Origin of the sequence: Methylomonas sp. (assembly GCF_023228165.1) — a bacterium.
Taxonomy (GTDB): Bacteria; Pseudomonadota; Gammaproteobacteria; order Methylococcales; family Methylomonadaceae; genus Methylomonas.
The window spans coordinates 101,489-120,812 of record NZ_JALOBS010000014.1; the positions used below are offsets into that span (position 1 = coordinate 101,489).

The 19,324-nt window shown below is 51.7% G+C and carries 20 protein-coding genes; 12 read left to right on the top strand and 8 right to left on the bottom strand.

Annotation, left to right across the window (positions count from 1 at the left end):
* The first annotated feature begins 64 nt into the window (after positions 1-64).
* From M0R33_RS12410 to M0R33_RS12425, 4 genes are read left to right on the top strand one after another with little or no spacing between them, the layout of a single operon-like run.
* Positions 65-3,742, top strand: a complete 3,678-nt coding sequence (locus M0R33_RS12410) for an ATP-binding protein (RefSeq protein WP_292569358.1) — start codon at positions 65-67, stop codon at positions 3,740-3,742.
* Positions 3,735-4,367, top strand: coding sequence for a hypothetical protein (locus M0R33_RS12415; protein ID WP_292569361.1), 633 nt, complete (start codon positions 3,735-3,737; stop codon positions 4,365-4,367). Before M0R33_RS12410 ends, M0R33_RS12415 begins: the two co-directional genes overlap by 8 nt.
* Complete coding sequence (locus M0R33_RS12420; RefSeq protein ID WP_292569363.1) at positions 4,364-5,593, top strand: hypothetical protein; 1,230 nt, start codon at positions 4,364-4,366, stop codon at positions 5,591-5,593. The genes M0R33_RS12415 and M0R33_RS12420 overlap by 4 nt, the downstream gene beginning before the upstream one ends.
* 1 nt (position 5,594) lies before the next feature.
* A complete protein-coding gene (locus tag M0R33_RS12425) occupies positions 5,595-6,509 on the top strand; it encodes a hypothetical protein (RefSeq protein ID WP_292569366.1) in 915 nt (304 codons plus the stop codon).
* 348 nt (positions 6,510-6,857) lie between these two features.
* Here the strand turns inward: M0R33_RS12425 and M0R33_RS12430 are convergent, their stop codons facing one another.
* A complete protein-coding gene (locus M0R33_RS12430) occupies positions 6,858-7,256 on the bottom strand; it encodes a flagellar basal body-associated FliL family protein (RefSeq protein ID WP_292569369.1) in 399 nt (132 codons plus the stop codon).
* Between the two features lie 67 nt (positions 7,257-7,323).
* Here M0R33_RS12430 and nagZ point away from each other — a divergent pair, with 67 nt between their 5' ends.
* Genes nagZ through M0R33_RS12445 form a run of 3 tightly spaced genes read left to right on the top strand, consistent with a single transcriptional unit; the run spans position 7,324 to position 9,627 of the window.
* Positions 7,324-8,340: a beta-N-acetylhexosaminidase gene (gene nagZ, locus M0R33_RS12435; RefSeq protein ID WP_292569372.1), complete on the top strand. Its 1,017-nt coding sequence runs from the start codon at positions 7,324-7,326 to the stop codon at positions 8,338-8,340.
* Positions 8,333-8,878, top strand: coding sequence for a hypoxanthine-guanine phosphoribosyltransferase (locus M0R33_RS12440; protein ID WP_292569375.1), 546 nt, complete (start codon positions 8,333-8,335; stop codon positions 8,876-8,878). The genes nagZ and M0R33_RS12440 overlap by 8 nt, the downstream gene beginning before the upstream one ends.
* Positions 8,875-9,627, top strand: coding sequence for an S-methyl-5'-thioinosine phosphorylase (locus tag M0R33_RS12445; RefSeq protein ID WP_292569378.1), 753 nt, complete (start codon positions 8,875-8,877; stop codon positions 9,625-9,627). Before M0R33_RS12440 ends, M0R33_RS12445 begins: the two co-directional genes overlap by 4 nt.
* A gap of 158 nt (positions 9,628-9,785) precedes the next feature.
* On the opposite strand, the gene M0R33_RS12450 is transcribed toward M0R33_RS12445, so the two are convergent.
* Positions 9,786-9,980: a hypothetical protein gene (locus M0R33_RS12450; RefSeq protein WP_292569381.1), complete on the bottom strand. Its 195-nt coding sequence runs from the start codon at positions 9,978-9,980 to the stop codon at positions 9,786-9,788.
* Positions 9,981-10,098: 118 nt separating this feature from the next.
* Here M0R33_RS12450 and soxY point away from each other — a divergent pair, with 118 nt between their 5' ends.
* A complete protein-coding gene (gene soxY / locus M0R33_RS12455; RefSeq protein ID WP_292569384.1) occupies positions 10,099-10,557 on the top strand; it encodes a thiosulfate oxidation carrier protein SoxY in 459 nt (152 codons plus the stop codon).
* The gene (soxZ, locus tag M0R33_RS12460) at positions 10,557-10,877 is read left to right on the top strand and encodes a thiosulfate oxidation carrier complex protein SoxZ (protein WP_292569387.1); all 321 of its coding nucleotides are present in this window, start codon (positions 10,557-10,559) and stop codon (positions 10,875-10,877) included. Before soxY ends, soxZ begins: the two co-directional genes overlap by 1 nt.
* Here soxZ and M0R33_RS12465 read toward each other — a convergent pair.
* The 4 genes from M0R33_RS12465 to M0R33_RS12480 are packed head-to-tail and all read right to left on the bottom strand — an operon-like array spanning position 10,874 to position 14,401.
* Complete coding sequence (locus M0R33_RS12465) at positions 10,874-11,833, bottom strand: beta-ribofuranosylaminobenzene 5'-phosphate synthase family protein (RefSeq protein ID WP_292569390.1); 960 nt, start codon at positions 11,831-11,833, stop codon at positions 10,874-10,876. The two genes, soxZ and M0R33_RS12465, sit on opposite strands and share 4 nt — an antisense overlap.
* A 32-nt stretch (positions 11,834-11,865) precedes the next feature.
* Entirely contained in the window at positions 11,866-12,546 is a 681-nt protein-coding gene (locus M0R33_RS12470) for an HAD family phosphatase (protein WP_366043756.1), read from the bottom strand.
* Positions 12,543-13,472, bottom strand: a complete 930-nt coding sequence (locus tag M0R33_RS12475) for a hypothetical protein (protein ID WP_292569396.1) — start codon at positions 13,470-13,472, stop codon at positions 12,543-12,545. The genes M0R33_RS12470 and M0R33_RS12475 overlap by 4 nt, the downstream gene beginning before the upstream one ends.
* A complete protein-coding gene (locus tag M0R33_RS12480) occupies positions 13,469-14,401 on the bottom strand; it encodes a diguanylate cyclase (protein WP_292569399.1) in 933 nt (310 codons plus the stop codon). The genes M0R33_RS12475 and M0R33_RS12480 overlap by 4 nt, the downstream gene beginning before the upstream one ends.
* Before the next feature lie 159 nt (positions 14,402-14,560).
* On the opposite strand from M0R33_RS12480, the gene M0R33_RS12485 reads away from it, so the two are divergent.
* The 3 genes from M0R33_RS12485 (at position 14,561) to M0R33_RS12495 (ending at position 18,418) form a co-directional block, all read left to right on the top strand.
* Positions 14,561-16,114, top strand: a complete 1,554-nt coding sequence (locus M0R33_RS12485) for a Re/Si-specific NAD(P)(+) transhydrogenase subunit alpha (RefSeq protein ID WP_292569403.1) — start codon at positions 14,561-14,563, stop codon at positions 16,112-16,114.
* A gap of 11 nt (positions 16,115-16,125) precedes the next feature.
* The gene (gene pntB, locus M0R33_RS12490; RefSeq protein WP_292569405.1) at positions 16,126-17,562 is read left to right on the top strand and encodes a Re/Si-specific NAD(P)(+) transhydrogenase subunit beta; all 1,437 of its coding nucleotides are present in this window, start codon (positions 16,126-16,128) and stop codon (positions 17,560-17,562) included.
* A gap of 136 nt (positions 17,563-17,698) precedes the next feature.
* Positions 17,699-18,418 (top strand): glycoside hydrolase family protein, encoded by a 720-nt coding sequence (locus tag M0R33_RS12495; RefSeq protein WP_292569407.1) that lies wholly within the window; start codon positions 17,699-17,701, stop codon positions 18,416-18,418.
* A 69-nt stretch (positions 18,419-18,487) separates the two neighbouring features.
* On the opposite strand, the gene M0R33_RS12500 is transcribed toward M0R33_RS12495, so the two are convergent.
* The gene (locus M0R33_RS12500) at positions 18,488-18,673 is read right to left on the bottom strand and encodes a hypothetical protein (protein ID WP_292569409.1); all 186 of its coding nucleotides are present in this window, start codon (positions 18,671-18,673) and stop codon (positions 18,488-18,490) included.
* Between the two features lie 53 nt (positions 18,674-18,726).
* Complete coding sequence (locus M0R33_RS12505; RefSeq protein WP_292569411.1) at positions 18,727-19,323, bottom strand: PilZ domain-containing protein; 597 nt, start codon at positions 19,321-19,323, stop codon at positions 18,727-18,729.
* Position 19,324 lies beyond the last annotated feature (1 nt).

The window sequence follows — 19,324 nt, forward strand, 5'->3', positions numbered from 1 at the left end:
CCATCTTACAAGCAGTTGCATCGCTATACGCTTAAGCCGCCCTAGCCACACTTTAAGGAATAAGATGCTCCACACCTACCGCCTGCGGAAAATCATTCTGATAGACAGCTTTTGGTCCGGCAAAACCGTATTACTGAAGCTGGACGGCCACACCAACCTCAGCGGCACCAACGGCGCAGGCAAGACCACTTTTTTGCGCTTGATGCAGTTATTCTGGGGCGAGCGGCCCAGCAATATCGTCGGCGGCAGCGGCAGCAAAAAGGGCTTTCTGGATTACTACCTGCCGCGCGCCAGTAGTTTTCTGATTTATGAATACCAGCGCCCGTATCAACAGATTTGCCATGTGATGGTGCAAAGCGACGGTCGCGCCGCCAAATACAAGTTCATAGACGCGCCGTACCAGCAGGAGTTTTATATTGCCGAAACCGGCTACCCGCGCGACAGCCAAAGCATAGAACGCTTGTATCGGACTACGGCGGAGGCCTCCAAATTCTTTGCCGTCGACGATTACTGCAGCATCATCCAGTGCCATCAGCTAAGCGGCGGCAAAAAAGACCTGCGTACTTTGCAAAAACGTTACGCGATGGCCGCCACCCCCATGAATCACATCGAAAAAGTCATCGGTTCGGTGATCGAGAAAATCGGCGATTTCGACGTCATTAAGCAGATGCTGATCGACATCTCTCGCGGCAAACTCAGCCAGAGTTTTTTGCAAAACGAAGACGAGCAACAGCCGTTTCAACTCAACAAGCAACACATCGATACCTGGCTGGCCGATTTGAGCGCATCCCGCGAAATCGAGGCCAAACGCGCCGATTTCGACCAATTGCTGCACACCCTAGCCGAGCTGAAGCAAACCCTGAAATCTTTGTCTCATCTGCACTTTCAAGCCCGCGACAAACACAAAAGCGGACAGCAGCAAAGCGAAACACTGGAAAACAGTCTGCAGGATTTGACCCGACAACGCGGGCAACTGCAACAAGCCCACCAAAAACAGTTGGAACCCAAAGACGATGCCCTGATGGCAGCCAATAGCCACCTGAAAGAGCTAAATTACCAGATCGAAGCCCTGGAAACGCAGAAACTGGCCTTTGAAGAGCAGGATGCCGAAAGCTTTGCTTTCAAAGCCTCTTTAGCCGAGCAATACGCCAAGCAGCAACAGGATATACAGGCCGAGCTGGATGCGCTGGAACACAAGACCCAGGAAATCACCCGCTTTTACGAAAAGCAACTCAGTGAGTTGCAGCACAGACACGAAAAACAACTCCAGCTCTACCAACAACAAGCTTCCGATGCGAAACTGCAACAAAGCCAAAGTCTACGCGATGCCGACAGCGAAAATCAGCAACGCAAAGACCAGCTGCTGCAGGACAAGGAAGCACGTCTGCAACCCTTAAAAGAACAGCGCACGGAATTTTCAACCGCATTTCAGATCAAGCAAAACGCGTTAAAAAATCCGCCGATTCCAGATGTCTTGCTGGCTGATCAGCACAAAAACCGAGAGGCTTTGGAAACCGCCGGCAATGACAGCAAACAGGCTTATCAAGCCCAGGCCGAAGCGCAAACCGATCACCAAAGCAGACTGAACCACTACCAACAGACCGAACAGGCACTCAAGGATAAAAAAGCCGAACTCAAACGCAGTCAACACCAGCATGCCGAATGCCAAAAACGTCTGCAGCCGGACCCTGGCTCGCTGCAATATTATTTAGAGCAGGAAGTCGAAGGCTGGCAACACAACATAGGCCGGGTTATCGCACCGGAATTACTGGATCATAGCGGTCTCGAGCCGCAATGGAGCGGCCAGACTAGCCAGGATTTTTACGGCCTAGGCCTGAACCTGGAAGCGTTGACAGACCGCAGCGACCTGACTGCCGACAAGGCCCGCCTGGAACAGGAGGAAAAATCCTTGTTCGAGCGCGTAACCCAGCTCGGCAAGGAATGCGACGGCCTGGAAGCCAGTCTGCAAGCCGCCAACAAACTACGCGAGCAAGCTAAATCGTCACTCGACAAAACCCAGCAACGTGTGCAACAAGCCGAGAGACAGGAGCAAAACCTGCGCAGCGAGGCCGCTACGCTAGCAGACCAGATCAAAGCCGAAACCGAAAAAGCCCGCCAACAGCTGGAACAGGACATCAAGCGCTTATCCGCCGATATCGAAACCTGCGACAAAACCCTGGCCAACATTGCAACCGAGCACCGGCAAGCCTTACAAAATCTTGGCAACGAACATCTGGCCCGTAAAGGCATCATCGAATCGGATCTGGAGAATCTGCTGGCAACCATCAGTCAGCAAACCCAAACCGACAGCGAGCATTTCAAGCTGGAACAAAGCCGTATCAAACAACGCTTGAAAAGCGATCTGAAAGACAGCGGCGCCGACGACACCATCATCCTCAACCGGACCAAAGATCTCGAAAAAGCAGAAGCACAGGAAAAAGAAGCCCGCACCTATCAGCGCAAAGCCGAGGAATATCGAGACTGGCTGCAAAAACGCTGGCAACAGCATCCGGAACTCAGCCGGCAGCGCGACGACTGCCAGCGCAATATCCAGCAATTAAGCGACGAAATTAGCCGGCTGAAACAGGACTTCCAACGCCAACGCACACAGTTGAATCAACAGATTGCATCGCAAGAAGAAGAGCGCAAGAAAAACAACAGCCTGTTGGTGCAACTGGAACAATGCCTGGAACAATTACGCAACTGCCCGCCGGTCTGCGCGGAGGGTTTGCCGGAATACGCCGCCGGTACGCTGCCGCGCCTGACCCAGGACAGCATCAAGGAACGCAAACGCCAGGAGCTTGATATTCGTGGCGGCAAGCAAGCCCTGGTGCAGTTGTTCAACAAACATCAACGTAGCCAGTTGGCAGAAGCCTGGTCGCAGGCTTTGAGTTCTGCCGCCAGCCGCAGCGAGTTTTTTCAGGCCGAGGCGCTGGAAATCGAGCAACCCTTGATCGACGTGTTACAGATGGTCGGCCACGTCAAACAGGCCACCGCTCAACAAATCGAATTGCACGCCTCCAGCGTCAACACCTTTTATCTGCATTTGCATAACTTCGATCGCGCGATTAAAAGTACAGGTGCCGAGCTGTCTAAATATGTCAGCGAGGAACAATATTTTGCCGCGCTGGGCGAGATCAGCGTCAACGTGCGTTCCAAAATGAGCGACCTGGATTACTGGCAAGCCCTGAAGAAATTCGGTGACCACTATGGCCAATATCGCGACAATGCCGATTTGAGTGGACAACAGGACATCCCGGACGCCTTGGTGCAAGCCATGGGCGAACTGACCGCGCTGCTGCCGGCCACCGGCGTCAAGATCAAGCATTTAGCCTTGTTCGATATCGAATTCAACGTCAACGAAAACGGCCAGCTCAAACACGCCCGCAACGCCAGGGAACTGAAGGACGTCAGCTCCACCGGCCTATCTTATCTGGCCTTGATCACTTTTTTTACCGGTGTTACGTCCATGCTGCGCAAGCAAAATCCAACCGTGGTTTGTTGGCCTATCGACGAACTGGGCGACCTGGCACCGGAAAACATCGAGGCCATGATGAATATGCTGGACAAGCAAAATATTCAGATTCTGTCGGCCACCCCGACCGCAGACCGCCACGTACTGGGCTTGTTCAAGCGCCGCTATCTGCTAAACCAGCAAAAGCTACACGAGGTGGAACTGCCGCAAAGCAAGCTGGAACAACTGTTGAATGCACAAACTCAGCAGGAGGCAGAGCATGTTTAAGCCAGTAGCCGAAGCACTGCTCAGCGGCCATTTCATTTGTCCGACGGCCTACCCCGACGCCTTCGAGTATTTGTCGCAAACGCACAACGCCGACAAGATCAACAACCTCTTAAAACCGCTGGACCGGGAATTACACAATCTGGACGGCGAACTATATTACGCCGCCTACACGCTGGTCGACGACAGCAATCGCGGCGCGATCAAGGAGGCCTTTGCGGAAATTCGTTCACAACTGCGACCGGTGGTGGAATGGATGGACATGGTGATGACGGCGCTGGGCCAGGACATGCCGATCCGGGCCCGCGACGAAATTCGCCTGCATCGGTTGTTGCAGGCCATCGAGCACGAGCCGTCCTTGTCCGAACAACTGAACCGGCTGACCCAGTTGACGCTGTTCAAGACCAGCAAGACCGCCATCACCGAGCAATTGGCCTGGGTGCTGCAAAAACTGGAACAAACCGGCTATCTGGCGCGGCCCAATCCGCATGCCTCGGTGTACATCGCCACCGGTAAGATCAATTATCTGCATCGCGTCATCGCCTTTTTGAACGACGCCGAAAGCCTGGATCTGGACCGACACACCGCCGGCGGCGAGGATGGCGAACAGCAGGAACTGTTTTTATGAGTTTCGACCACGAGCAAATTGCCGGCCTGATCCGCAAGCTGGCCGGCGCCGATCAACTGTTGGCGCAAACCTATATCAACGGCACGCTGTTTGCCGACGACGAAAACCGTGCCGCGATCGACAGTCTGAAGAAATCCGGCATGTTGCGCATCGCCGATGTCTCGGGCGAATACCGTCTGACCGGAGACATCAAACGCCTGATCGACCGCCTGCTGCTGCGTAACCAGCGCTACCAGCAAAACATCAACATGGCCAAGATGATACTCAGCGTCGAGGAGGACATCGAAGACTACCGCCAAGCGCTGGATCAGAACAACCAGGACGAGGCCCAATATCATCTGGAGCAGATCGACGATACGCTGTACGAAGCGACCGAAGCCTTGGAAAACAGCCTGAGCGTGATGTTTGCGGCCATCACCAGCCAATTTGGCTTCGTCGGCTCGCTGAACAGCAAGATCAGGCAGAACCAGCGCGCACTGAGCTATGCCCAGCAACTGGTGCGGGAACTGAATCACATCAGAATAACCGATTGCTACGAATGGTTGAGCTGGAGCACGATTTTGCCGGAGCTGAGCCGGAAAATCATCCGCTTCATCGATCAATATAAAAGCATCGTCGAACGCTTGACCGGCATCGTCGGCCGCATGAAGGAGTTGCTGTTCAAATTGCGGCTGCAGGAACAAACCGCCAACCGCTGCCGGGCGATGGCGCAGTTTTTACGCCAGCATCCGGAATGGGATCCGCTGGACTGGAGTGCGGAAGCCGATACCCCTAAGCTATTGCAGCGCGGCACAGGCCTGACGCTGCAGCCGGGCATCAACCCCAACAATCCGGTTTTACAGGCCGATCTGGCCGCCATCGTCCAGGAACTGCGACGCCAGGCAAAACCCGTCGCTCCGCTGGCCAGGGACAGTACCGCATCGCCGCTGGATACCCGAATTCCGAGCCAGAGCGAATACCAGCAAGACCTGTACGAAAGCCATGTCGAAAACCTGTTTGCGCGGGCCCTGGAGCAACAAGGCCGCAAGACTTCGGCCTTACACTATTGGAGCGAACAAGGCTTGGAGATCAAAGCCGAGCTGTGGCTAGACATAGTATTCGCCCAATATTGCTGTTTGCCGCAACGCATGCGTCGTGCCTTCACCCTGGACATGCAAGGCGAAATTCTGCCCGGCTTCGACGGCAACCAGATCATAGAAGAAATCCTGTTGCAGCGGGTGGCTTGATATGGACAGAAAGATGTACCAATGGATCAGCGCACTTGTCAAACACAAACCGGAGCAAGCCAGCAGTCGCCCCATCAGCCAATTGGGCCGGCAAGTGTTGGAACATTATCACTGCGGCCATATTCGCAACAATCGATTGATGTTCGGTGCCGAAGACAAACGCCGCCTGCGCCAGCGGATCAAGGACGAACTGGGCCTGGACCCATTCACCGAACAATTACCGGACAGCCGGCTGGAAATGGCCCAATACCACGCCAATGAAAAACTGGCGGCCAAGCCGGCAAGCGACGACCATCTATTGTTGAACAGCGCCGACGGCATCCTCCGCGTCAACGGCGAACAAATACAGCTGCATCCGCAACGCCTGACATCAGCCGGCCTGCTTTGCCTGAATTCCAGTATTCAGACAATCGAGCACCAGACCCTCGTCGTCATCGAAAACCTGGCCATCATGGCCTTGTGCCACGACTGGCAACTGCCACTAACTGACTCACAAGCCCTGTGGGTTTATCGCGGCGATCACAAAAGCGGCGCCAAGGCTCAGGCCTGCCGCGAGTTTGTCGAACGTTTCGGCAGTGACAAAACCGTCATCGTCTTCAGTGATATGGACCCGAAGGGTCTGGAAATCGCCTTGACCATGCCGTATGTGGATTATTGGCTGGGACCGGAACAAAAAGCCTGGCGCACCTGTTTACAAAGCCGGCTGGCCAATTGCGAGGGGTTCGATTTACAAAGCGGAGCGCTGGCTTATTTGGAACGCTTAGCGAATGAACAAAGGCTGGCCGGGGCATTGAATCAGCTTTTGCTTTGCATGAAGGAAGAACGCAGTTCGTATCGGCAGGAGCATATGGTTAGTCAGCAAGCTAAATTAGCGTTATTTATGGTTGCACTGAGGAAGCAGGGAAATCCGCCCTGATTAGCCAATCCCTGTTGAGGTTGGCAAGTGTCTAGCACGAAAGCCAGAATACGGAAATATTCGCTACAACCGAGTGTCTTGATCGGGTAACAGGTTTTGCGGACCAAAAAGCCTTAGGAATGAGCAATCAACCTCTTGCCGACATAGCTTGCAGTCCGCATGATCCACAGGCGACGTTCAGCTATTGATCGCCAAGCGCAGGCGATTTACAAGGCCTTGAGCATCCTAACCGGATACGGGCGCTAAGATACCTACTGTTCACAATACATGCTAAAGCCCGGCTGCGGCCGACAATTTGCGCCATGCGCTAGTTCGGAAAGCGTATTTTAACCTGAGGAAAATCCGCCGTTAATTAACCAAAAACTCCGAGAAAAATACGTCTTTAAACCCCTCGCTGTTTTCCACCTTACCCAGTGAGGCGGCAATGAGTTCCTTGGTTTTTGCCCGTAAGGCTTCGCGTTGCTCCATGGTTTGCAAATCGGCTACATGCATACCGCTCATCATCATGATCAATTCATGACGCAGCATGGGCAGATGTTTTTTGACCTTTTCCACGGTCTCCGCCCCTTCAACCAATAATTGCACGTTCACCAATAAGTATTTTTTCGGCTCTGCCAGATTGACGGTAAATTTAGGTTTCATGTCGACGTATTCGATGACCGGGCCTTCCTCTTCGGCTTTATCGTCTCCGGCAAAACCCAGCATGGGCAACAACATCAGGACGGCCAATAAAATAACGTTTTGCATAGTGTTTCCTCATATAATGTCAGGGCTAACTGCTTAGCAGTATATTCCATTTTTAACGATTATCGCCATGAGAGCTCTCCCTATAGGCCCGGTCATGATAGACCTGGAAGGCCACGACCTGTCCGCTTTGGATAAGGAAAAGATCAATCACCCCAATACCGGAGCGTTGATTTTATTCGCCCGGAATTACGACAACCCCGAGCAAATTAAAGCCTTGGTTAAAACCATCCGGGCGGCCCGCAAAGGCGATATTTTGGTGTCTGTCGACCAGGAAGGTGGACGGGTACAACGCTTTAGAAGTGGCTTTACCCGTTTACCGCCGGCTATCCGTTATGCTGAAAAACCCGAATTGGCTGAAACCGCCGGCTGGTTGATGGCGGCCGAAGTGCTGTCGGTCGATGTGGATTTTAGTTTTGCGCCGGTGCTGGATGTTGATTGCGGCATCAGCGAAATTATCGGCGATCGTACTTTTGCCCTGGAACCGGAACAAGCAGCGCTATTGGCGGCTGCATTTGTAAAAGGTATGCGCCTAGCCGGCATGGCCGCCACGGGGAAACACTTTCCCGGCCACGGTGCGGTGGCGGCGGATTCGCATCTGGCCCTGCCGGTCGACCCTCGCCCTTTGGCGGAGATTCGAGCGCGGGACTTGTTGCCGTTTCAAGCCTTGATCGAGCAGGGCCTGGAAGCCATCATGCCGGCGCACGTGGTGTACACCCAAGTTGACGACATGCCCGCCGGTTTTTCCAAAATCTGGCTGCAATACATTCTGCGCAAAGAACTGGGGTTCGATGGCGCCATATTCAGTGACGATTTGAGCATGGAGGGGGCCGCAGGTGTCGGCGACTTCCTGGATCGCGCTCAACTGGCCCAACAAGCCGGTTGCGATATGTTGCTGGTCTGTAATAACCCCAGCGCCGCCGAACACGTGCTGGACAAGCTGCCCGTCACGCAAAACAGCGATCGGGAACGCCGCCTGCAAGCCATGCGCGGCCGTCCCAAAATTGATCGCGCAAATTTGCTTAAATCCGCAAAGTGGCAACAGGCCGCTGCCCAAATTTTACAATTAACCGAAACACATGCTTAACGAAATCAATCAAGTCAAACAAAATGCTATTTTGCTGCATGATGAACAAGCCGTGGAGACGGCTTTGGACAAACTGGCAGACGACATTAACCAGCAACTGGCCAATAAAAACCCGCTGGTATTGTGCGTGATCAACGGCGGCATCATCGCTACCGGCAAACTGTTGCCACGCCTGGATTTTCCGTTGACGCTGGATAGCATTCAGGCCAGTCGTTACCGCAATCAAACCACCGGCGATGAAATTCAATGGCTATTCAAACCCACCACCCCCTTGCAAGACCGTTCCGTGTTGATTGTGGACGACATCCTCGACGAAGGTCATACCCTAAAAGCCATCGTGGACTGGTGCGCGCAACAAGGAGCATCTGAAATTTACAGCGCGGTTTTACTCGATAAGGATTTAGGCTGCGAAAAGCCCATTCGTGCGGATTTCGTCGGCCTGCAAGTTGCCAACTATTATCTATTCGGCTACGGCATGGATTACAAAGGTTATCTTAGAAATGCGGCGGGCATATATGCTTGCAAGGATATTTTATGATATTGGCAATCATAGGCGGCACCGGCTTAACCCAAATCAACGGTTTAACCATCACCGGCCAACAAAGCCTGGATACGCCCTTCGGCAGTCCGTCGGCAAATTATGTGTTTGGCGAGATAAATGGCAAACGTCTGATATTTCTGGCCCGGCATGGCGATCCGCATCGTATTCCGCCGCATAAAATCAATTACCGGGCAAATATCTGGGGCTTGAAACAACTGGGCGTTACCGACATTATCGCGGTTGCCGCCGTGGGCGGTATCGGTGCGCTGATGGCGCCGGGGCATATTGCCATCCCGGATCAGCTTATCGATTACAGCTATGGCCGCGAGCACACGTTTTTTGCCGATGATCTGGAACAGGTTACCCATATCGATTTTACAGAACCCTATTCCCCTCAGTTACGTAAACGCATTATTCAAGGGGCTCATAATGGCGGTATCGCAATCACTGAAACCGGCACTTATGGCTGCACCCAAGGCCCACGTCTGGAAACCATCGCCGAAATCAAACGCATGGCTCAAGACGGTTGCGACTTGGTAGGCATGACCGGTATGCCGGAAGCAGCATTAGCACGCGAATTAGCGCTTAATTACGCCAACATATCGGTGGTTGCCAACTGGGGCGCGGGTATCGTCGAAGGCGAAATTACCATGGCGGAAATAGAAAAAAATCTGCAAGTGGGGATGGGCAAGACGATTGAACTGCTTAAAGCAATCACCTTGTTACCGGACTTAACCCTGGTGTAAGGCGAATACAATCTGCGTTTAGCAAATAAAGAACCGAGCGGCCTTAACCGGTCCGTGATTTAAACTAAAGAATATCGAATGACGGTATATGCAGTTTGATAGACTATCCATGATGAAACACGGGAAAATATGCTTTTCCCGTGTTGTCGTGGATAAATTTATTTTTTATTGCCGCCGCTGTGAAGTACGTCGTTGCGGTAAGCAGAATTGCTTGAGTCCGCCGCTATATTTTTTGCTGCCGTCACGTATTTATCGTGTTCTGAACTTTTAACCATCACTACGGCACCCGCTACAAGCACCACCCCCAACACAATGTAGAGCCAGAAATTATCTTTTTCTTGAACTTCATTCATTTTCTGCCTTCCTTTTGATTTTTATTAAAAATGGTGTTGATAAATCAACGTTGGCTAAGATATCAAAGAGATTTTAGGATTTTTTGATTTGCATCAACTTTTATAAGGTTAATGATTCGTGCGTCGTCGTGGTTTTTTACAGTTCATCTTTCGTGCCGCAGCTGGTGCTTTAACAAGCGTTTTGTTTGCCGAAAAGTCTCTGGCCGACTGGCCGGAAGAGCATTTTTCCAAGGGCGATTTTACAACCCACTTCCAACAATTATTTGGAACCCGCACTATCATCGATAGCGAGGCCATTCAGTTAATGTTGCCTGAAATTGCGGAGAACGGCGCAGTGGTTCCCATCACTATCAGCAGTGATCTGGCGGATATTCAACGCTTGTATATCTGGGTAGAAAAAAACCCGACTCCACTGGCCGCTGAAATAGCGTTTGATGCATCATTAGCGGTTTATTTAACCGCACGCATCAAAATGGCGGAAAGTTGCCACGTGATTGTCATTGCTCAACAAGGCGAACGTTTGTTACGCAATCAGCGTTGGGTAAAGGTCATGCAAGGTGGTTGCGGGACAGGCTGATGGGAAGTATTAAAATTAGAAGTCGGCAATTGGAGGGCTACACGGAGATCAAATTGCTGATTACCCATCCCATGGAAAACGGTCGCAACCGCCACCCCATCACCGGCGCATTGATCCCGGCCCATTTTATCCGTGAATTGGTTATTGAATTAAACGGTAGAAGTATCATGACTGCCGAGCTTGGTGGCAGTCTGTCGATGAATCCTTTTTTTACCTTTCGGTTGAAACACCGCGAGCGAGGAGATCGGCTGCAGGTACACTGGATAGATAATCTTGAGCTGAGCGATAGTGCCGAGTATTTGTTCGAATCAGACGATTAAACTAGGGTGACTTCCGCTCCGGTATTTCTGGCGCTCGCCACCTTGAAACACAGGTGTTCGGAGGTAAACCGACTTTGCAAAGCAATCAACAAGCTGTCGGCTAATTCCTGCGTATCGACAGCGCAAAAACCGGTAGGCCCCCAGGAGGTTTGACCTAATGCCACCGCGCCTTGTTGTTGCAGCCAATTCATGGCCGCCGCCACTTCCGGACTGGTAAAAATACCGCCTTGCACAGGTGAAAAATGCCGTCCAACGGTAGCCTGCAACTCAGTGATCACCTCGCCGAATAGCGACAGATTTCGCTCCGCTACAGCAGGCAAGGCCTGCATCAGAAGCAAATAACACAAACGCTCGGCCTCGGAACGAGGAAAAGGCGGTAGCTGCTTAAATGCGCTGACTTCTTGCTCGCCGTGTAATCCTTGCCCACGTTGATCAAAAGCCAAAATAAATCGCCACTCTGCCGGCACTGTCATTTGTGACAACAAGGGCGGAGTCTCCGTATCCGGACCGCGACCGCCATCAACCACCAAACCACCCTGTTCGAACACGCCGATACCGATGCCGGAACGGGCGCCGCGATAGGTAAGCTTGGCAATATCCCTTACGCTCAAGCCCAAATTGTAAAAACCGCTCAAACCGGCACCAATCGCCAACGACATCTGGGTGCCGGAACCCAGACCTATGTGTTCGGGAATGGCGCTCGAAAGATCAATTTGAATGTTTTCAGATAACTTTAATAGCTGGCAAAGCTGCCGAGCGGCCTTTAAAGCACGTTTGGCGCAGGGGCCATTCACCGTCAATGACGGTGCGGGAGTAATTGTCAGGTGAGTGTTTATGTCGTTAAGCGCCAGACCGATACTGCCGAAATGTCGGCCGAGCGCACCGCTTAAATCGATAAAACCCATGTGCAAACGGGCGGGCGCCAAAACAGTGACTTTTTCGTAGTGCGGTTTCACAACCTCAATTCCGTATCAAAAACCAGCCGGCATTATAGCGGATGATCAAAACCCGCCGAGATAAAATCCGCCACGGCCGCCAGATCGGGCAATACCCGGTAGGCCAGATGGGAGGCCTCGCTGTCGGCCGGCAATACGGATGGAATGTACAAACAAGGACAGTCGGCCGCCACGGCCGCCCTCACCCCAATGGGTGAATCTTCCAGCACCCGGCATAATTGCGGCGGGATTTTTATCGCTTCGGCGGCTTTAATAAAGATGTCCGCGGCAGGCTTGGGATGATCGACATCTTCACGGGTAAGCACCTGTTCAAAAACCTCTTGCAAACCAGCCAAGATCAAACATTGTTCCGCATCGGCGCGGCGGCTATTGGTAGCCAGACAATAAGGCAAACCTAAAGACTTGATCTGTTGCAAGGCTTGGTTAAATCCTGTTTTGACCGGTATTCCGACACGCCGTACCTGTTCGCGCCAATATTGGCCGCTCAGCCTGTAAAACAATTCAAGGCCGAAATCCGCCCCGAAACGCGCCAACAATCGTTGACTTATTGCCGGGCCATGCGAACCTGACAGCGCCAGACAAAATACCTGATCCAAGTGGTAACCCATGTCCGCCGCTGCTTGTTGCCAGGCCGCGAAATAACCTGATTCGCTATCCAGTACTAAGCCGTCCATATCGAAAATAACGGCTTGAAATGGTAGCGCTGACGTCACCGCACAACCCGAATGAATTCGCCTATGGCTTCTCGCGTTGAGCCGACCACGACACGGCGCCGGCCTTGTTCGTCTATTTCCAATTGTCCGGCTACTTCAATTCGTTCGCCTTCCTTGGCTTGGCCGATATACGTTGCGGTAAAACAAACCACACTGGCAATTTCCGGATGATTGATGACGAACTCGGCCGGATAATCAAAACCGAGGCTATCATCAACAACCTCGGCCTGAATGCAGACATATCCGACTTTCTGAAATTGCTTGTCATCTGCAATTGAGGTAGGCAATATCAGCGATAAATCGAACTTGCGTTGATTAAATATGGCTTTATTGTATTTACGTTGTTCGTGCCAGATGTAATCATCCAGCGCGAAATCGCAGGCGCGGCGTTGATAGGCGCTAAGCCAATCGTCATCGTTAAGCGCTTGAATTTGATCTTTCGCAATCAGGCCTTGGATAATATTTCTGGTCTGATGGAAAGTAGCGCGATCGTAACAAACTAGATCGATATCGGAGCCATGATTCTGCATGCCGACCAAAATAGATCCGGTTACCCCGAATTGGTGAAGATCCAAATGGTTGGCCCGCAGTAGACCGCATAATTTTCGTAAATCATTAATGACTGGATCAGCGGTTTCCAGTTGCAGTAATTCCTGTAAAACCGGTTGCGGCTGAAAATGTTGGCTGACCTTTGCCTCGTCAACCGCATGTAGATGGGCGTCCAGAACCGCCGAATAGTGCTGGTGTTCAGGAAAATGCTCGTTTAAAAAAGTGTTGGCTTGTTCCGTACCTACTTTTTGCCACTGGCCATTTCGATGCAGGTAACGCAAGAAACACAGTATCTTGCCAGATTCAAGGCCATCGGCTACCACGGCAAATAACAAACTCTGCCGGGTCATTACAAAATCCTTTGCTTTAAATGTCATACCGCCACCTCTGTCCGATTACGCCCATTTTGTTTAGCGTTATAAAGCGCAGCGCCGGCGGCTTTGGTAAGGTCCGGGCCGGTTAGATATTGTCCATTGTAGGTCGCCACGCCTAAACTCATGGTTATTCTGTCAGCTATGTTGGAGCCTGCATGAGGAATATTCTGTTCGAAAACGGCTTGCCTAATCGACTCGGCAACCACGTGGGCACCTTGCAACTCGGTTTCCGGCAAAATTACCGTAAATTCTCCCCCGCCGTAGCGACAAGCCAAGTCAATCGGCCGTTTTGCTTGCTCTGCCATGGCGCGGGCTATTTGGCTTAAGCAATTGTCACCCGCCGGGTGTCCGTAACAGTCATTAAACACTTTAAAATAATCCAGGTCGCCAATAATCACCGACAAACTGGATTTGCTGCGTTTGGCCCAGGCAAACTGTCTGGCCAAGGTGCTATCAAAATTATGTCGATTGGCCAATCCGGTTAATTGATCGAATAGCGAGAGACGTTCCAATTCCAAATTGACTTGATGGAGTGTCTTTTGCGTATTGAAAAGTTTTTGCCGCATCAAATAAATACGTTCCATCACAATTACGGTCATCTGCAAACGCAACGGATTAAGCGGTTTCAACAAGTAGGCGTCGCCACCGGCTAAAATACCGTTGGCAAAGGAATCGTCATCGCTGTGTGTGGTCAGAAAAATAATCGGAAACCAGTCGTCTTTTTTGATTTCCCGGATCGCTTTGGTGGCTTCAATGCCATTGATAGAAGGCATTTCAATATCCATAAGAATCAAGTCCACGGTGTAATCGGCTACGAACTGCAGACAGTCTCCGCCATTTTCCGCATGAGCCACCTCGTGCCCCAATGACTTGAGGCATTCAGCCGCCAACATCCTGATGGTTTTGCTGTCATCGACAACCAAAATTTTCATATTTAATATTCTTCCATTCCGTTACGCGAATTCTAATCTAAAATTTTTTTTCGATTTAGAAAACGATTGATAAAAGCAAACCAATCCCCTATTCTCAAAGCTAGAATAAGAAAGCATAGCAAACTAATCGACTCATGCCCGACCCTATAAGGAGCTATTATGAAAATTGGCGTACCCAAAGAAATCCACGATGGTGAAAAACGCGTTGCCACCACACCCGAAGCTGCCGATAAAATCATTAAACTCGGCTTTCAGATGTGCATCGAAAGCGGCGCCGGATTATTGGCCAATATTAGCGATGAAGCATACCGGGAAGTAGGAGTAGAAGTCTTACCCGATGCAAAATCCGTTTGGCAACAAGCCGACATCATTATGAAGGTCAGAGCGCCGGAACGCCATCCGGAAATAGCGACCGATGAAGTCGAATTAATGAAAAAAGGTCAGCATTTGATTAGTTTTATCTGGCCCGCGCAAAACGAAAATTTGATGAAACGGTTGGCGGATAAACAGGCCACTGTTCTCGCCATGGATAGCGTGCCTCGCATGTCCCGTGCACAGAAAATGGATGCCTTAAGCTCGATGGCCAACATCGCCGGCTATCGTGCCATAGTGGAAGCCGCCCAACATTTCGGACGTTTTTTTACCGGTCAAATCACCGCGGCCGGCAAGGTGCCGCCCGCTAAGGTATTGGTGATCGGTGCGGGTGTGGCGGGTCTGGCCGCTATAGGTGCCGCCAAAAGTATGGGCGCCATCGTACGCGCCTTTGATACCCGCCCCGAGGTTAAAGAGCAAATCGAAAGCATGGACGCCGAGTTTTTAATGCTGGATTTCCAGGAAGACGGCTCGGGCAGCGGCGGCTACGCCAAAATCATGTCCAAGGAATTCATCGATGCGGAAATGGCTTTATTCGCTCGCCAGGCCATGGAAGTGGACATCATCATTACGACTGCTCTGATTCCCGGCAAGCCGGCCCCTGAACTGATTACCGCCGGCATGGTGAAATCCATGAAGCCAGGCAGCGTCATTGTCGACTTGGCTGCCGAACAAGGCGGTAACTGCGCCTTGACGGAAAAAGACCAAATCGTGGTGAAACACGATGTCACCATTATTGGTTACACTAACTTGCCCAGCCGACTGGCGAATCAATCTAGTCAGTTATATTCCACTAACTTGCGCCACTTGCTGACCGACTTATGTCCGGGTAAAGACGGTCTGCTTAACGTCAACATGGACGATGAAGTCATACGCGGCGCCACGGTTGTCAAGGAAGGCGCCATCACTTGGCCGCCGCCGCCACCCAAAATATCGGTCAGCCACAAACCGCTGACCGAATCGCCGGCCGTTGATGTCAAACCCGAAAAAAACAAGACCTTATTCTCGCAGTTTTTACCGATCCTGTTGGCGGGTGCCGCCTTGTTTGGCATGGGCGCGGTGGCGCCTCATTCCTTTTTGGAGCACTTTACGGTTTTCGTGCTGGCCTGTTTCATCGGCTACCAAGTGATCTGGAATGTATCGGCCTCGCTGCATACCCCTTTGATGAGCGTGACTAACGCCATCAGCGGCATTATCGTCATCGGCGCATTGTTACAGGTGTCTACGCCGGACAACCTGATCATCAGCGTTCTGTCCGGGGTGGCGATCTTGATTGCCGCCATCAACATCTCCGGTGGCTTTTTGGTCACCCGGCGCATGCTCGAAATGTTTAGAAAATAAGGGGAAAACAAATGTCACAAGGTTTAGTCACCATGTCGTATATCGCGGCATCGATTCTTTTCATTTTGAGCCTGAGCGGCCTTAGCCAACAAGAAACCTCGCGCCGCGGCAATTACTACGGCATGTTGGGGATGGCGATCGCCATACTCGCCACCATACTAGGCGGGCATGTCACCGCCTACCCGATACTAGCCGGCGCGTTGCTAATCGGCGGTATGATCGGTAGCTACGCCGCATTCCGGGTGGAAATGACTCAGATGCCGGAACTAGTCGCTTTGATGCACAGTTTGGTTGGTATGGCGGCGGTTTTGGTTGGTTACGCCAGCTTCATGGACCATAGCATCATACTGAGCGGGGTTGAAGAAACCATACACGAACTGGAAATCTATATCGGTATTTTCATCGGCGCGGTTACCTTCTCGGGATCGGTGATCGCTTTCGGTAAACTGTGCGGCAGAATCAGCGGCAAACCGGTACTGTTACCGGGCCGCCATTGGCTGAATCTGCTGATGCTGATCGGCACTATAGCGCTCGGCCAGCAATTTTTAGTTAGCAACGAAACCGGCACGCCGGTATTCGGCAGCGACCTGTTTCAGAGTACTGTCTTTAACGGCCCACTATTAGCTCTGTTAATGATGACCGCCATCGCATTGATCTTTGGCATTCATATGGTAATGGCCATCGGCGGCGCCGACATGCCTGTAGTGGTGTCGATGCTGAATAGCTATTCCGGATGGGCGGCCGCCGCTACCGGCTTCATGCTCAGCAACGATTTATTGATCGTCACCGGCGCATTGGTCGGCAGCAGCGGGGCAATTTTGAGCTACATCATGTGCCGGGCCATGAATCGACAATTCCTTAGTGTCATTGCCGGCGGATTCGGTAGCGCCGGCAGCGGTGAGTCAGCCGAAATCGAGGGCGAAATCCAGCCTATCGAAGCCGAGGAAACCGCGCAATTGCTGCGCGATTCTAAAAGCATTGTCATCATTCCAGGCTACGGTATGGCGGTGGCGCAAGCGCAACATACAGTGAACGAAATTACCAAATTGCTGACCAGCCAGGGTAAAAAAGTACGCTTCGCAATCCATCCGGTCGCCGGCCGTATGCCCGGTCACATGAACGTATTATTAGCGGAAGCTAAGGTGCCGTACGATATCGTGTTCGAAATGGACGAAATCAACGCGGATTTTCCCAATGTCGACGTCTCCATCGTGATTGGCGCCAACGACATCGTCAATCCTTCGGCGTTGGACGACCCCAATAGCCCCATTGCCGGTATGCCGGTGCTGGAATGCTGGAAAAGCGGCACGACTATCGTCATGAAACGCAGTATGGCTTCCGGTTATGCCGGGGTGGGTAACCCGCTGTTCGTACACGAAAACACCCGCATGCTGTTCGGAGATGCCAACGACAAACTGCTGGCTTTGCTGAAAGCGCTACAAGAATAGTTAAAGGGGGTAAGGGCAACAGCTTTCTAATCAGGCGTTGTCCGAACGCCCGGCACTCACGTCAGTTTGCTATTCTTACCCGGTCAATAGCTGACATTGAAATGTTTAGCTCATAAATCAGTGAGGAGCACATATCATGGCAAGAAAAATAAATTCAGCCGGCATCAAACTGGTGCAAAAGTTTGAAGGTTTAAAACTGGAGGCCTATCTGTGCCCTGCCGGGGTCTGGACCATAGGCTACGGCCACACCAAGGGCGTTAAAAAAGCCGACAAAATCACCCAGGCCGAGGCCGAGAAACTCTTGGCGCAAGACTTGAGCCAATGCGGTGAACAAGTCGAAAAATGCGTCCGGGTGCCTTTGCATGACAACCAGTTTGCGGCTTTGTCGAGCTTTGTATTTAATGCCGGCATGGGTAGTTTGTTATCCAGCACCTTGTTGCGCCGGCTGAACAACGGCGATTACGACTGCGTACCCAGCGAATTAAGCAAATGGGTAAAAGCCTTAAACCCCAAAACCGGCAAAAAGGTGGCACTGCCCGGTCTGGTCAAACGCCGGGCGGCAGAAGGTCAACTTTGGCTGGATACCGATAACAGCGACGAATTTCTAAATAGCAGCGATATGCCGCAAATCATCCATGCCGACGATTCACGTACCGTCTACAGCGTCGCCGCGCGGGATGGCCTGCGGGTTCGCTGCGGTGCGGGTACGCAGTTCGAGATTCAGAAAGTGCTGCCCAGAGACGCGCAGGTTTATGTGATTCGGGAAAAAGACGGTTGGGCCGCCATCGACGCTGAAGGTGACGGCGCAATTGACGGCTGGGTTTCCATGGATTTTTTAAAAGTACATCAAACCTAAACCGGTATTCTACTTATTAGGCCGGCGGGGGTTCTTGCCGGCCCGCGGGTTAATGGTACCCAATCGTTTTTATTTGTTTCGCCCCGCCAATCCGAATATCAGTATCGCCGCCACCACTATCCCCGAATACACCATGTCTTGCCTGCTGGCACCCAAAAGGTAGGCAACCCCGGCGCCTATCCCCATGCCGACTCCGGTAAATGCCATGCTGCGCATCAGCTTACATAATGAACAGTCTTCATTGTAATGTTTCATTGCGATTCCGGGGGGGGGCTTAAGGCGCTATTCAACTTTCCAACGCTACGGGTTTAAATTTCAGATTGGGCTTTACTGTCCCGCAACTGCTGCCATTGCATTCGTACCACATGCTTGATCAACAGTTCCTGATCTTCTTCATTGACATGGGTGAAATCAACGCTGACGGTATAATTTACCGGTTCCTCGCCAGCGTTATCGTTCGACCGGCAGCTTATCACGCGACCATAAATCCGCATCAACGCCAAGCTGCTTGGCAAGTAAATTTCAATGGCCAGATTTTGTCCGATTGTCAATGGTTCGACTTGTTCAAAAGCCAATCCCGAGGCGCTCAAATTGACGTCCTGGCAATTTTGGGCATTGACGTGACTACCGACAAACATGGTTGCCTGAGCCACGGCATTCACTTTTGCGTCCAAAATACGATATAGCTCCAATATCTCGGGGCTTTGTTTCTCCATCCGCTGCATGATGCGCATCGCTTCTTGTGATAAAACATCCAAAGTAGCCGCCAATGAAAATTCACTGCCGATAATGCCCGTCGATTTAAGTCCCAAGTTGGCTGTTGCTTCGTCAATTTGTCGGTAAGACATGCTGACGGTATCGTTTATTCTGAAAAAGCGCCGTCTTTCGGTTGTTGCATTAAGCATA

Coding starts and splice junctions, on each gene's coding strand:
- M0R33_RS12410 (WP_292569358.1), top strand. CDS start 65: ATGCTCCACACCTACCGCCTGCGGAAAATCATTCTGATAGACAGCTTT.
- M0R33_RS12415 (WP_292569361.1), top strand. CDS start 3,735: ATGTTTAAGCCAGTAGCCGAAGCACTGCTCAGCGGCCATTTCATTTGT.
- M0R33_RS12420 (WP_292569363.1), top strand. CDS start 4,364: ATGAGTTTCGACCACGAGCAAATTGCCGGCCTGATCCGCAAGCTGGCC.
- M0R33_RS12425 (WP_292569366.1), top strand. CDS start 5,595: ATGGACAGAAAGATGTACCAATGGATCAGCGCACTTGTCAAACACAAA.
- M0R33_RS12430 (WP_292569369.1), bottom strand. CDS start 7,256: ATGCAAAACGTTATTTTATTGGCCGTCCTGATGTTGTTGCCCATGCTG.
- nagZ (WP_292569372.1), top strand. CDS start 7,324: ATGAGAGCTCTCCCTATAGGCCCGGTCATGATAGACCTGGAAGGCCAC.
- M0R33_RS12440 (WP_292569375.1), top strand. CDS start 8,333: ATGCTTAACGAAATCAATCAAGTCAAACAAAATGCTATTTTGCTGCAT.
- M0R33_RS12445 (WP_292569378.1), top strand. CDS start 8,875: ATGATATTGGCAATCATAGGCGGCACCGGCTTAACCCAAATCAACGGT.
- M0R33_RS12450 (WP_292569381.1), bottom strand. CDS start 9,980: ATGAATGAAGTTCAAGAAAAAGATAATTTCTGGCTCTACATTGTGTTG.
- soxZ (WP_292569387.1), top strand. CDS start 10,557: ATGGGAAGTATTAAAATTAGAAGTCGGCAATTGGAGGGCTACACGGAG.
- M0R33_RS12475 (WP_292569396.1), bottom strand. CDS start 13,472: ATGACATTTAAAGCAAAGGATTTTGTAATGACCCGGCAGAGTTTGTTA.
- M0R33_RS12480 (WP_292569399.1), bottom strand. CDS start 14,401: ATGAAAATTTTGGTTGTCGATGACAGCAAAACCATCAGGATGTTGGCG.
- M0R33_RS12485 (WP_292569403.1), top strand. CDS start 14,561: ATGAAAATTGGCGTACCCAAAGAAATCCACGATGGTGAAAAACGCGTT.
- pntB (WP_292569405.1), top strand. CDS start 16,126: ATGTCACAAGGTTTAGTCACCATGTCGTATATCGCGGCATCGATTCTT.
- M0R33_RS12495 (WP_292569407.1), top strand. CDS start 17,699: ATGGCAAGAAAAATAAATTCAGCCGGCATCAAACTGGTGCAAAAGTTT.
- M0R33_RS12500 (WP_292569409.1), bottom strand. CDS start 18,673: ATGAAACATTACAATGAAGACTGTTCATTATGTAAGCTGATGCGCAGC.
- M0R33_RS12505 (WP_292569411.1), bottom strand. CDS start 19,323: ATGCTTAATGCAACAACCGAAAGACGGCGCTTTTTCAGAATAAACGAT.